Origin of the sequence: Planktotalea sp. (genome assembly GCF_050633725.1) — a bacterium.
Taxonomy (GTDB): Bacteria; Pseudomonadota; Alphaproteobacteria; order Rhodobacterales; family Rhodobacteraceae; genus Planktotalea.
Genome location: NZ_JBOEHB010000022.1, coordinates 1 through 10,887 on the forward strand (window position 1 = coordinate 1; position 10,887 = coordinate 10,887).

Consider the following 10,887-nt stretch of genomic DNA (forward strand, 5'->3'; position numbering starts at 1 on the left):
GGATGGCTGAGCAAGCTGAAGCGCTAGAGGTGGAGATTTTCCCCGGCATGGCGTGTTCTGAGCTGGTTTATGATGACAACGGTGCTTTGAAAGGCGTCGTCGCGGGCGAGTTTGGCAAAAACGCTGATGGAACGCCGGGCGATTCTTATGAGCCGGGCATGGAGCTGCATGGTAAATATGTGTTCCTGTCCGAAGGTGTGCGCGGCTCTTTGAGCAAAGAAGTCATCGCCAAGTATGACCTTGACGAGAATTGCGATGTTGCGAAATTCGGCATTGGCATGAAAGAAATCTGGGAAGTTGATCCAGAAAAGCACAATGAGGGCGAAGTCACGCACACGCTTGGCTGGCCTTTGGGCTTTAAGAACGGTGGTGGCTCGTTCATTTATCACCTCGATAACAACCAAGTTTACGTTGGCTACATTGTCGATCTGAATTACAAGAACCCGCATTTGTTCCCTTACATGGAATTCCAGCGCTTTAAGCATCACCCGAAAGTGGCTGAGTTGCTAAAAGGCGGTAAGCGCGTTGCATATGGCGCGCGTGCGGTGACAAAGGGCGGGTTCCAGTCGATTCCAGAAGTTGCCTTCCCGGGCGGTGCATTGCTGGGTTGCTCTGCGGGCCTTGTGAACCTGCCGCGCATCAAGGGCAATCACAACGCGATGCATTCAGGTATCGAGGCGGCGGAAGCGGCGCATGCAGCGATTTCCGAGGGCCGCGCGTCTGACACGCTTGAGAGCTATAACGCATCGTTGAAATCAGGCGTTGTTGGTCAAGACCTTAAGAAAGTGCGCAATGTTGCGCCATTGAACGCGCGCTTTGGCCCGCTTGGTGGCATGGCGCTTGGTGGCTTTGATATGTGGTTCCAGACGATCTTTAAGGGGTCTTTGTTTGGCACGCTGAAGCACGGCAAGAACGATGCGCAAGCAACTGAGAGCGCGTCTGCACACAAGCCGATCGACTATCCTAAGCCCGATGGTGTTCTAAGCTTTGATCGCCTGACCAACGTTGCGTTCAGCTTTACCAACCATGAGGAAAGCCAGCCTGCGCATTTGCAGCTGAAAGATCCGCATGTGCCTATCGCGGTGAACGTGCCGCACTACGCAGAGCCTGCGCAGCGCTATTGCCCCGCCGGTGTTTACGAAATTGTTGAAGACAAATTTGTCATCAATTTCCAGAACTGTGTGCATTGCAAAACCTGCGATATCAAAGACCCAAGCCAGAACATTACATGGGTCACACCGCAGGGTGGCGACGGGCCGAACTATCCAAACATGTAAACGTTTGGAAATGCGTTTAGAGGGCAGGCTTAGGCCTGCCCTTTTTCGTTTAGCATCCGTTCGACATCATCTTTGAAACTGTTGCTTACGGGAAGCTTTTGCCCGTTGGACAAAAGCAACTCGTGACGCCTCCCGACCTTTGACATAGAGACAGAATGGAGCTTGGCCGCCCAATGCGAGCGATGGGTTTGTGCGCCCTCAAGGCCGTCGAGCAGGTCAATCGCATCACTGAGGCGCATCAAGAGCATTTCACTGCCGAGGGTCGTGTTGATCTCAACGTAGTGATCCTGCATCGACATTGAGATCAGCTGAGCTTCGCGAAGACTATTCGGCAGGCGCGAGAAAAGGCGCGCGCGCGCGATCGTTTCAACGGGTTCTGACGCCTGTTGCGTGTCTGGCTCCATTTCAGTCTCAGTTCGTGAAAGTTTTGTGCCCGGCCCATTCAAACGTACCCAGATCAGATGCTCCATGCCGACGATTAACATCGCCAAGATGGTGACTTGAAACCACGTCATCGGAAAGTCGCTTCCGACCAAGCGCTGAGGCCGCATGATCATGTTGATGATAATCATGAAGGCAGCGCCGGGCACCGCGCCGATCATTGCGCCAATTAGCAATTTGAGCAGAACATGCAACCGTTTGAGCCAATTGCTGTCGAGCGTGGTCGTGACGCAAAATTCAATCGAAAAACCGACTGCGACGATTGAGATGGTCCAAAAAGTAACACGATCCCAAAGTCCTAGATCAACGGAAGTTTCGAAGGGCCCGAGAAAGACACAAATAAAAATGGCTAATCCAAAGATCAAAATTCGCGCTTCGCGAGATGTTTTGTCTGATTTTTCACGCATCGTGGAATTGCACTTTTGTCATTTTGGCGAAGAATCACATTCTTACACGCAGTTTGACTACGAATACACCTCAGACAACGCGATAGTATTCCTGTGAGTGAAGCGAGTAACGTACCCAAACGTGAATCGCGTGTTACGCGAAAAACAATTTTAAGTATTCTCCCAAAGACGTTGCAGGCACTGCAGCGTCTTTTTTCTTTCTAGTTTTTGTTAAAGTGCACATGGATTTGATCTGGCTTCGTGCTTGTTTTACGCCCAAGACGTTGCGTTACCCAACGCGACCCCCTAGATTCCTCAAAGCATCGAAAAAAGGAGCGAGCCCTGTGCCAAAACGGATATTGCGACACCTGAGCGTAGTTGCCCTACTTGCGAGCGCAGGAATGCCTGTTGCGGCTGAGCCAGCATCGGGGCCATACCTTGCGGCGCGCTCTGCGGCGGTATCGGGTGAATACAGCGCGGCGGCTCGCTATTACACACAAGCGCTTGCGAAAGACCCGTCTAACCCTGAAATTTTGGAGAATGCGAGTTTCTCGCTTCTAGCCCTTGGGGATGTCGAGCGCGCTGCAATTGTTGCGAGCAAGCTTTTAGCGGATGGCCATAGTAGCCAAGTTGCGCAAATGGCTGTGATTGCCGAGAAGATTGCTGAAGAAAACTATGCCGATGTTTTGGCTCGGATATTGGAAAAACAGGGGGTTGGTCCGCTGGTCGATGGCCTGCTTCGCGCATGGGCGCAGGTTGGTATTGGCGAAGTCACCACAGCGCTGGAAAGCTTTGATGCTGTTGGTGAAGAGCCGGGCCTGAAGGGGTTTGGTCTGTATCACAAAGCGCTCGCTCTTGCGTTGGTAGGGGATTTCGAAGGTGCGGATGCAATTTTTGCGATGCCTGAAGCGGGCGCGCTGCGACAAACGCGCAGGGGCGCGATTGCCCATATAGAAGTGTTGAGCCAATTGGGTCGAAACGAGGATGGGCTAAAAACGCTCAACCAATCGTTCGGCACGGATTTGGACCCCAAGTTGCAAAAAATGCGCGAGTCTTTAACAGCGGGCGAAACGCTTGCGTTCAGCCAGATCAGCACTGCGCGCGAAGGCATGTCGGAAGTTTTCTATACGGTCGCCAGCGCCCTTCGCAATGAAGCAAGCGAAGACTATACATTGCTCTATTCTCGCGTTGCCGCTTATATCAATGCCGCTCATATTGATGCGATTTTGCTTTCGGCTGGCTTGCTGGAGCAGATGGGACGTTTCGAGTTGGCAAGCGCGACCTACAAAAAGGTCGATCGCGACGATCCTGCCTTTCATGCCGCTGAGCTGGGGCGCGCAGAGGCGCTTCGCAAGAGTGGTAAAGCGGATGCGGCAATCGAAGTTTTAGAAAACCTGTCGCAAACTCATGGTGATCTGCCTTTGGTTCACTCATCGCTTGGCGATGCGTTGCGCCAGTTGGAGCGTTTTGAAGACGCAATCGAGGCTTATGACACAGCGCTGGCCAGTTTTAAGGAAGAAGTAAGCGGTCAGTGGTTTATCTATTACGCGCGCGGCATTTCCTATGAACGGCTCGATGTTTGGGAAAAATCAGAAGCTGATTTCCGCAAGGCGTTAGAGCTAAATCCAGAGCAGCCGCAGGTTTTGAATTATCTTGGGTATTCTTTGGTCGAGAAGCAGATCAAACTTGATGAAGCGCTCAACATGATTGAACGCGCTGTCGCGGCGCGTCCGGATAGCGGCTACATTGTTGATAGCCTTGGCTGGGTGCTATTCCGTTTGGGCCGCTATGAAGAGGCGGTTGGACATATGGAGCGCGCGACCGAGTTAATGCCGATTGATCCTATCGTGAACGATCATTTGGGCGATGTGTATTGGTCCGTTGGCCGTTTCCTTGAGGCAGAGTTCCAGTGGAAACGCGCGCTGTCCTTTGTGGATTATGGAGATGCGAGCCAAGAAGCGGACCCAGAGCGCATCCGTAGCAAACTGGATATCGGGCTTGATGCTGTTCTGGAAAACGAAGGCGCGGACCCGCTAAGAATGGCTGATGACGGCTAAGCGTGCGACGCGTTTCGCGCGGGCGAAAATCAACCTAACTCTTCATGTGACTGGCTTGCGTGATGATGGGTATCATTTGCTTGATAGTCTCGTGTGTTTTGCTGGGGTTGGGGATGAAATAATCGTCACTGAGGCGGATGAGTTGAGCCTGATAGTAAATGGTCCTTTGTCCGCCGGTGTGCCCACAGATGGGCTCAACCTGGTACTGAAAGCCGCGCAATTGTTTGGCGGCGATGCTGGGGCGAGGATTGAGTTGACCAAACATTTGCCAAACGCGGCAGGCATTGGCGGCGGCTCTGCGGATGCTGCGGCGACGCTGCTGGCTTTGGCAGAGTTGTGGGGGGCAGATCTGCCCGAAAACGTGGTTCAATTGGGCGCGGACGTGCCCGTTTGTTTGGCTCCTTCTGCGCTGCGAATGCGCGGCGTGGGAGAGAAACTAGACAGCGTTCCTGCATTGCCCCCCTTGTGGGCGGTTCTTGTGAACCCACGCGTTTCGCTAGAGACACCGCCTGTGTTCAATGCATTAGCGGTCAAAGAAAACCCGCCAATGGGAGACATTCCCAATTGGGCCAATGCGACGGAGTTCGCGCTTTGGTGCGCTGCGCAGCGGAATGACTTGCAAGCCCCCGCGATTAGCTTGGCCCCCGTTATTCAAGAGGTTTTGACGGCGTTAGAGCCTAGCTTGCTTGCTCGGATGTCCGGCTCAGGTGCGACCTGCTTTGGTCTGTGCGAAAGTCATAGCGCCGCTGAACAATTGGCGGCACACGTGCGCAAAGATCATCCAGATTGGTGGATTGTGGCAACAACGCTTAAGTGACGCGTGCCACAACGTAGGCCGCAAGATCGCGCAGCATGTCGCGCACGGGGTGGGCTGGCAGCTGTTCAATCGCTTGCTCTGCCTTTCGAGACCAAGCGAGCGCTTCGGCGCGGGTTTCAACCAGCGCGTTATGCTTGTGAAGCAGAGCGATCGCATGCTCAAGATCGCCGTCTTCTTGGCGGCCTTTCTCGATGGTGCGTACCCAAAAGGCGCGTTCTTCGGCGTCAGCTTTGGCAATTGCTTTGATCAAGGGGAGCGTGAGTTTCTTTTCACGAAAATCATCGCCAACATTTTTGCCGATGGCACCTGTGTCGCCTTGCATATCAAGCAGATCGTCAACGATTTGGAAGGCGATACCAAGTGCGTCGCCATATTCATACAGCGCCTTTACATGGGCTTCATCTGCCCCTGCGATGACACCGCCAACCTCGGTCGCCGCGGAGAACAGCGCGGCGGTTTTACCGCGCACGACTTGAAGATAAATTGCCTCTGTTGTGCTGAGGTCTTGCGAGGCGGTCAGTTGCAGAACCTCGCCTTCAGCAATCGTTGCAGAGGCGTTCGCAAGGATGTCGAGAACCCGCAGCGATCCTGTTTCGACCATCAATTGGAACGAACGTGAGAACAGATAATCCCCAACCAAAACGGAAGACTTGTTGTCCCACAGCAAGTTCGCGGTGGGGCGGCCACGACGTTGACCGCTTTCATCGACGACATCATCATGCAAAAGTGTTGCGGTGTGAATAAATTCAACCGTTGCCGCCAAATGCACATGGAAGGGGCCTTGATAGCCGCAAAGATGCGCCGCAGCGAGTGTCAGCATCGGGCGAAGACGCTTGCCGCCCGCTTCAACCAAATGGGCCGTGACTTCTGGAATGCGCGGTGCGTGTTCAGAGGCCATCCGTTCGCGGATCAGGGTATTAACTGCGTCCATATCAGCAGCCAAATAACCAGCCATTGCATCGTGAGGCTTTATCACTGCGTCGTCCAAGCTCATCACACTCCCGTTCCTGCCCTCGACAAATGGGGGCGTCCCGCTTAGGTCAGTTTCATGCAAGAATTGATGCGTACAAACGATATAACCCTTACGGCTCTCGTTCGCGCCCTCCTTGATGAGGCGGGTATACCGACCTTTGAGTTGGACGTAAATATGAGCGTGCTTGAAGGCTCCATTGGCATTTTGCCGCGCCGAATGATGGTCGCAACGCGTGACCTTGATCGCGCAATGCGTATACTTGCGGATAATGACGTTGAATTACCCCTCTGAAAGCGGCCTTGGAGCGCTCAGTGTTGATGATTTTCTTGGCGGCTTGGTTAAGATTGCGCAACCGTTGAAGGGATATCGCGCTGGCGTTGATCCGGTTTTACTGGCCGCGAGCGTGCCTGCGCGCGCTGGTCAGACGGTGCTGGAGCTGGGTTGTGGTGGCGGAGTTGCCTCGCTGTGTTTAGGGCGGCGCGTTCCGGGGCTGGAGCTGACAGGCGTTGAGTTGCAAAGCGAGTATGCAGAGCTTGCGCGTGAGAATGCTGCGCGTAACGACATCGCTTTTGAGGTTTTTGCAGCTGATTTGAGCGATTTGCCTGCTGAGGTGAAGAATAAGCGGTATGATCACGTTATCGCCAATCCGCCTTATTACGATCGAAACCGCTCTGTTCCTGCGACGGATCACGGGCGAGAAGTGGGTCTTGGCGAAGATACCCCTTTGAAAACATGGGTGAAAGAGGCGTCAAAACGGCTGCTTCCGAAGGGGCAGTTGCATTTCATTCACCGCGTCGAACGCCTGCCTGAACTGCTCAAGGCGATGCCAACTTCGCTTGGCTCGATCGAGGTGCAACCGCTATGCCCGCGCGCGGGACGTGATCCGCATTTGTTTCTGATTTGCGCCAAAAAGGAGGGGCGGGCAGATTTCCGCCTGCATGTCCCGATTGTGATGCACAAAGGGGCGACGCATGAGGAAAATCCCAAAGAATACAACGCTGTAATCGAGGCGGTTTTACGATCTGGCGCGTCTTTCTCCTTTGGGCCATCCAACTGAAACCCGCACTATCTTAAGTTTTCGCTAACCAGATGATGCAACTGCGGCGTGACATACATATATTTATGTGGTGCAGTGGTATTGCACATCTCACCTAAGGAGGATTTCGATGAGCCTGAGTTCGCATCTGGAACAGCTGAAGAAAAAACACTCAACCCTGTCTGACCAAGTGGAAGCCGCGCAGCGTGCCCCTGGTACACAAGACCTTCACATCGCAGAGCTCAAGAAAGAAAAATTACGACTTAAAGAGGAGATCACGCGCCTTTCGAGTTGAAGCGTGATCTAAAGCTTAAGTAACTGAACCGGCGCGAGAGTGATCTCAGCGCCGGTTTTTTGTTGTTTAGCCGTTGCCTTGCAGGGACATCACACCCAGATCGTCGCTGATCTGCGCTTCAATCGCGAGGGCGGCAGCCTGCGCGCCTGCGGCTGTCGTGAAGTACGGAATTTTTCCATAGAGCGCGACGGAGCGGATTTCGCGGCTGTCATCTACGGCTTGTGCGCCCTCGGTCGTGTTGATCACCAGCGCGATTTCCTCGTTCTTGAGGTTATCGACGACATTCGGGCGACCTTCATAGACCTTGTTCACGGTCTCGCACTCAAGGCCAGCCGCTGCGAGCCAGCTTTGTGTGCCACGCGTAGCCGTCAGCGTAAAACCTAGGGATGTCAGGAGCTTAGCAGCTTCCAGCATTTTGTCGGTTTTGTCGTCGTCACGGATCGAGACAAAAACCTTGCCCGCGCGCGGAAGCGTGACGCCCGCGCCCATCTGCGCCTTGAGGAAGGCGCGCGCGAAGGATGTATCCCAGCCCATGACCTCACCCGTTGAGCGCATTTCCGGCCCAAGGATCGTGTCCACACCCGGGAAGCGCGCGAAGGGAAGAACCGCTTCTTTAACAGAGAACCATGGCATGTTGAAATCGGCCAAGGTCATTTGATCCGCAAGCGGTTGTGAGCCCGGCACTGCGTCTTCGGGATATGTGCCGCGGTTCGGGAAGTTCGAGAGCGGCTCACCCGCCATGAGGCGCGCAGCGATGGATGCGATGGCGCTATCGGTGGCTTTTGCCACGAAAGGCACGGTACGTGAGGCGCGTGGGTTCACCTCGATGAGGTAGATTTCATCGTCTTTGATCGCGAATTGCACGTTCATCAGACCGACCACATTGAGCGCGAGCGCAAGGGCGTGGGTCTGTGCTTCGATCCGCTTGATCACGTCTTTGGACAGGGAATAAGGCGGCAAGGAACAGGCGCTGTCGCCAGAGTGAACGCCTGCTTCTTCGATGTGCTGCATGATGCCTGTGACGTGCACCTCTTTGCCATCGCAGAGCGCGTCAACGTCGAGTTCCACGGCGCCAGCTAGGTAGCTGTCTAGCAGAACAGGGCTGTCGCCAGACACAACAACCGCTTCGGCGATGTAGCGTTCCAGTTGCGCCATATCGCGCACGATTTCCATGGCGCGGCCACCCAGAACGTATGAGGGGCGAATGACCAACGGGAAGCCGATTTCTTCTGCAATGCTAAGCGCTTCGGCGTCTGTGGAGGCGATGCCGTTCTTAGGCTGCTTGAGGTTGAGCTGATTCACAAGCGCTTGGAAGCGCTCGCGATCTTCGGCGAGGTCAATCGCATCAGGCGTGGTGCCGAGGATAGGAATGCCTTCCGCTTCGAGATCATTCGCCAGTTTTAGCGGCGTTTGACCACCGAACTGAACGATGACGCCGTGCAGCGTGCCGTTCTCTTGCTCTGTGCGCAGGATTTCCATGACGTGCTCGAATGTGAGCGGCTCAAAATACAAGCGATCTGAAGTGTCATAATCGGTTGAAACCGTTTCGGGGTTACAGTTGATCATGATCGTCTCGTAGCCTGCGTCGGTCAGCGCGTAGCAGGCGTGACAGCAGCAGTAATCAAACTCGATACCTTGGCCGATGCGGTTCGGACCGCCGCCAAGGATGACGACTTTCTTGCGATCAGAGGGGCGCGCTTCGCATTCTACGTCGCCCATCATGGGCGCTTCGTAGGTGGAGTACATATAAGGCGTTTGTGCTTCGAATTCAGCCGCGCAGGTGTCGATGCGTTTGAAGACGGCTTTAACGCCGACCGCGTGACGCGATTTGCGCACGTCTTTCTCTTTGAAGCCCGTCAGTTTGGCGAGACGCGCATCGGTGAAGCCCATCATTTTGAGGTGACGCAGGCCCTCGGCATCGGCTGGAAGGCCGTTGGCTTTGACCTGCTCTTCGGCTTCGATGATTTCGCGAATGCGCGCGAGGAACCAAGGGTCGAACATCGTGACACCGTGGATTTCATCGTCCGACAACCCGTGACGCATGGCCTGCGCGATGGTGCGCATGCGGTCCGGCGTTTGCTGAGAGATCGCCTTGATAACGGCGGACTTCTCTGGCGCGCCTTCGATTTCGATTTCGTCAAATCCAGTGAGGCCCGATTCCATGGATGCGAGCGCTTTTTGCAAGCTTTCGTGGATGGTGCGGCCAATGGCCATGGTTTCGCCCACGGATTTCATCGCGGTGGTGAGATATGGCTCGGAGCCCGGGAATTTCTCGAAGGCGAATTTCGGGATTTTGGTGACGACATAGTCGATAGTCGGCTCAAAGGAGGCAGGCGTGACCTTGGTGATGTCGTTGTCGAGTTCATCCAGCGTGTAGCCAACCGCCAGTTTCGCCGCGATCTTTGCAATCGGGAAACCCGTCGCCTTGGACGCCAGAGCAGAAGAACGTGACACGCGCGGGTTCATTTCGATGACAACCATGCGGCCATCAACGGGGTTCACCGCCCATTGAACGTTCGATCCGCCGGTTTCGACGCCGATTTCACGCAGAACCGCAATCGAGTGATTCCGCATCACTTGGTATTCTTTGTCCGTCAGGGTCAGGGCAGGGGCCACGGTGATGCTGTCGCCGGTGTGAACGCCCATCGGGTCCACGTTTTCGATGGCACAGACAATGATCGCGTTGTCCGCTTTGTCGCGCACGACTTCCATCTCGAACTCTTTCCAACCCAGCAGGGATTCATCCACCAGGATCTGGGCCATTGGGGATGCTTCCATGCCCGTGCGGCAGAAATGTTCGTAATCGTCGCGGTTATAGGCCACGCCGCCGCCTGTCCCGCCAAGGGTAAAGGCAGGGCGGATAATCGCGGGCAGGCCAACATGATCCAGCACATCCATGGCCGATTGCAGCCCGGCCTGAATATCGAATTTTCCATCGTCTTTCCTGGGGGCGGTGACGATGGTGGCCTTGGGGTTTTCCAACCCGATGCGGTCCATCGCCTCGCGGAACAATTTGCGGTCTTCGGCCATTTCGATGGCCTCGCGGTTCGCGCCGATCAATTCGACCCCGAATTTGTCCAGCACACCCATATCCGCCAAAGCGAGCGAGGTGTTCAGCCCGGTCTGACCGCCCATCGTGGGCAGCAATGCGTCGGGGCGTTCTTTTTCGATGATCTTGGCAACGATGTCCGGGGTGATCGGTTCGATATATGTCGCGTCAGCCATGTCCGGGTCGGTCATGATCGTGGCCGGGTTCGAATTGACCAGGATGACACGATACCCTTCCTCGCGCAGGGCCTTGCAGGCCTGAGCGCCGGAATAATCGAATTCGCATGCCTGCCCGATAACGATGGGGCCAGCCCCGATAATCATGATCGAAGAGATGTCGGTTCTTTTCGGCATAGGTCCCCCGTGCGCGCAAATTGAGCGGGTTATACTTGTGGGTCAACCGGGTGCAAGGGCGGATAGGGGGTATTGCCCTTATTCCATCATGTAATCGCGCGTCACCGGGGCCGACATGGGGTCATGTGTCAGTTGGAACTGGAATATGCACATGCCCAGCTCGGACAGGCTCAGCTCGCTTGCGATCAGGTAATACCGCCACA

General features: G+C 55.0%; 9 protein-coding genes. 6 read left to right on the forward strand and 3 right to left on the reverse strand.

Features of this window, described 5'->3' with window-relative positions:
* Window positions 1-1,277, forward strand: a 1,277-nt coding sequence (locus ACRBCU_RS16135; RefSeq protein ID WP_431366418.1) for an electron transfer flavoprotein-ubiquinone oxidoreductase, incomplete at its 5' end; no start/stop codon positions are given.
* Between the two features lie 29 nt (window positions 1,278-1,306).
* Here the strand turns inward: ACRBCU_RS16135 and ACRBCU_RS16140 are convergent.
* Window positions 1,307-2,125, reverse strand: a complete 819-nt coding sequence (locus tag ACRBCU_RS16140; protein WP_431366419.1) for a LytTR family DNA-binding domain-containing protein — start codon at window positions 2,123-2,125, stop codon at window positions 1,307-1,309.
* A 323-nt stretch (window positions 2,126-2,448) separates the two neighbouring features.
* On the opposite strand from ACRBCU_RS16140, the gene ACRBCU_RS16145 reads away from it, so the two are divergent.
* A complete protein-coding gene (locus ACRBCU_RS16145) occupies window positions 2,449-4,161 on the forward strand; it encodes a tetratricopeptide repeat protein (protein ID WP_431366420.1) in 1,713 nt (570 codons plus the stop codon).
* A complete protein-coding gene (locus ACRBCU_RS16150; protein ID WP_431366421.1) occupies window positions 4,151-4,978 on the forward strand; it encodes a 4-(cytidine 5'-diphospho)-2-C-methyl-D-erythritol kinase in 828 nt (275 codons plus the stop codon). The genes ACRBCU_RS16145 and ACRBCU_RS16150 overlap by 11 nt, the downstream gene beginning before the upstream one ends.
* Here the strand turns inward: ACRBCU_RS16150 and ACRBCU_RS16155 are convergent.
* Window positions 4,971-5,972: a polyprenyl synthetase family protein gene (locus ACRBCU_RS16155; protein WP_431366422.1), complete on the reverse strand. Its 1,002-nt coding sequence runs from the start codon at window positions 5,970-5,972 to the stop codon at window positions 4,971-4,973. The two genes, ACRBCU_RS16150 and ACRBCU_RS16155, sit on opposite strands and share 8 nt — an antisense overlap.
* Window positions 5,973-6,026: 54 nt before the next feature.
* On the opposite strand from ACRBCU_RS16155, the gene ACRBCU_RS16160 reads away from it, so the two are divergent.
* The 3 genes from ACRBCU_RS16160 (at window position 6,027) to ACRBCU_RS16170 (ending at window position 7,282) form a co-directional block, all read left to right on the forward strand.
* The gene (locus tag ACRBCU_RS16160; protein WP_431366423.1) at window positions 6,027-6,242 is read left to right on the forward strand and encodes a DUF2007 domain-containing protein; all 216 of its coding nucleotides are present in this window, start codon (window positions 6,027-6,029) and stop codon (window positions 6,240-6,242) included.
* Window positions 6,220-7,008 (forward strand): tRNA1(Val) (adenine(37)-N6)-methyltransferase, encoded by a 789-nt coding sequence (locus ACRBCU_RS16165; RefSeq protein ID WP_431366424.1) that lies wholly within the window; start codon window positions 6,220-6,222, stop codon window positions 7,006-7,008. Before ACRBCU_RS16160 ends, ACRBCU_RS16165 begins: the two co-directional genes overlap by 23 nt.
* A 109-nt stretch (window positions 7,009-7,117) precedes the next feature.
* Window positions 7,118-7,282, forward strand: coding sequence for a YdcH family protein (locus ACRBCU_RS16170; RefSeq protein ID WP_431366425.1), 165 nt, complete (start codon window positions 7,118-7,120; stop codon window positions 7,280-7,282).
* Between the two features lie 66 nt (window positions 7,283-7,348).
* Here the strand turns inward: ACRBCU_RS16170 and carB are convergent, their stop codons facing one another.
* The gene (gene carB / locus ACRBCU_RS16175; RefSeq protein WP_431366426.1) at window positions 7,349-10,684 is read right to left on the reverse strand and encodes a carbamoyl-phosphate synthase large subunit; all 3,336 of its coding nucleotides are present in this window, start codon (window positions 10,682-10,684) and stop codon (window positions 7,349-7,351) included.
* Window positions 10,685-10,887 lie beyond the last annotated feature (203 nt).

What these genes read in the sequence shown, in the direction of transcription:
- ACRBCU_RS16155 (WP_431366422.1), bottom strand. Translation starts at nt 5,972, where the DNA reads ATGAGCTTGGACGACGCAGTGATAAAGCCTCACGATGCAATGGCTGGT.
- ACRBCU_RS16165 (WP_431366424.1), top strand. Translation starts at nt 6,220, where the DNA reads ATGACGTTGAATTACCCCTCTGAAAGCGGCCTTGGAGCGCTCAGTGTT.
- ACRBCU_RS16170 (WP_431366425.1), top strand. Translation starts at nt 7,118, where the DNA reads ATGAGCCTGAGTTCGCATCTGGAACAGCTGAAGAAAAAACACTCAACC.
- ACRBCU_RS16150 (WP_431366421.1), top strand. Translation starts at nt 4,151, where the DNA reads ATGACGGCTAAGCGTGCGACGCGTTTCGCGCGGGCGAAAATCAACCTA.
- ACRBCU_RS16140 (WP_431366419.1), bottom strand. Translation starts at nt 2,125, where the DNA reads ATGCGTGAAAAATCAGACAAAACATCTCGCGAAGCGCGAATTTTGATC.
- carB (WP_431366426.1), bottom strand. Translation starts at nt 10,684, where the DNA reads ATGCCGAAAAGAACCGACATCTCTTCGATCATGATTATCGGGGCTGGC.
- ACRBCU_RS16160 (WP_431366423.1), top strand. Translation starts at nt 6,027, where the DNA reads ATGCAAGAATTGATGCGTACAAACGATATAACCCTTACGGCTCTCGTT.